The sequence below is a fragment of the Rhodococcus sp. EPR-147 genome, assembly GCF_001647185.1.
In the GTDB taxonomy this organism is placed as follows: Bacteria; Actinomycetota; Actinomycetes; order Mycobacteriales; family Mycobacteriaceae; genus Rhodococcoides.
In genome coordinates this window covers 1-1,469 of record NZ_LVCU01000466.1, presented here as the reverse complement: position 1 = coordinate 1,469, position 1,469 = coordinate 1, and the positions used below count along the sequence as shown (strand labels likewise).

1 protein-coding gene is annotated in these 1,469 nt (G+C 63.9%); it reads left to right on the top strand.

Annotated elements, in window-relative coordinates:
- A partial coding sequence (locus tag A2J02_RS20125; RefSeq protein ID WP_156516313.1) for an amino acid adenylation domain-containing protein occupies positions 1–1,469 on the top strand: 1,469 nt, incomplete at both ends.

Below are 1,469 nucleotides of genomic sequence, written 5' to 3'. Positions count from 1 at the left end.
GGTGCGGTGGGTGTTGCTGGTGTCGGTGGTGTTGCGGTGGTGTCGGGGTCGCGGTCTGTTTCGTATGGTGAGTTGGATGCGGCGTCGTCGCGGTTGGCGCGGATGTTGATGTCGTGTGGGGTGGGTCCGGGGTCGTTCGTGGCGTTGGCGTTGTCGCGGTCGGTGGAGTCTGTGGTGGCGGTGTGGGCGGTGGCGAAGGCCGGTGGTGCGTTCTTGCCGGTGGATCCGAATTATCCGGTGGATCGGATCGAGCACATGTTGGTCGATTCGGGTGCTGTGGTGGGTGTGACGTTGGGTGCGGATGTGGGTGCGCTCTCGGGTGTGGGTGGGGTGTCGTGGGTGGTGCTCGATGATCCGGATGTGGTGGCGGATCTGGCGTTTCGGTCGTCTGCTCCGGTGTTGGATGTGGAGCGTTCGGGTGTGTTGCGGCTCGATGATGCGGCGTATCTGATTTACACGTCGGGGTCGACGGGTGTGCCCAAGGGTGTGGTGGTCACTCATCGTGGTGTGGGGAACTTGGCTGCCGAGGAGCGGGTTCGGTTCGGTGTGGGTCCCTCGTCGCGGGTGTTGGCGTTCGCGTCGCCGAGTTTCGATGCGTCGATTCTCGAGTTCGTGTTGGCGTTCTCGGGTGGGGCGACGATGGTGATCGCTCCGCCGTTGGTGTTCGGTGGGGTGGAGTTGGCGTCGTTGCTGGCCGAGGAGCGGGTGTCGCATGCGTTCGTCACGCCTGCGGCGTTGGCGTCGGTGGATCCGGTGGGGTTGGAGTCGGTCGAGGTGGTGGTGACCGGTGGTGATGTGTGTGCGCCGGAGTTGGTGGCGCGGTGGGCGCCGGGTCGGCGGATGTTCAATGCGTACGGTCCGACGGAGGCGACGATTTTTTCGTCGATCTCGTCGGCGTTGGTGGTGGGGGAGTCGGTCGATATCGGTTCGCCGACGATCGGTTTCGCTGAGGTGGTGTTGGATTCGCGGTTGAATCCGGTGCCCGTGGGTGTGGTGGGTGAGTTGTATCTGGCGGGTCCGGCGTTGGCTCGTGGGTATCACGCGCGGTTGGGTTTGACGGCGGAGCGGTTCGTGGCCGATCCGTTCGGTGGTGCGGGTTCGCGGATGTATCGCACCGGTGATGTGGTGCGGTGGAATGCCTCGGGTGCGTTGGAGTATGTGGGGCGTAGCGATTTTCAGGTGAAGGTGCGTGGTTTCCGGATCGAGTTGGGTGAGATCGATTCGGTGTTGGCTGCGGTGTCGGGTGTCGATTTCGTGGTCACCATCGGACGTGAGTCTGCTGCCGGGGCAACGGTGTTGGTCTCGTATGTGTTGCCGGTGGCCGGTACGGTCCTCGAGGTCGATGCGTTGCGTGAGCATGCCGGTTCGATGCTGCCTGCGCACATGGTGCCCTCTGCGTTCGTGATGTTGGAGTCCATTCCTCTGACTCCGGCAGGCAAACTCGACCGCACCGCACTCCCCGAACCCGA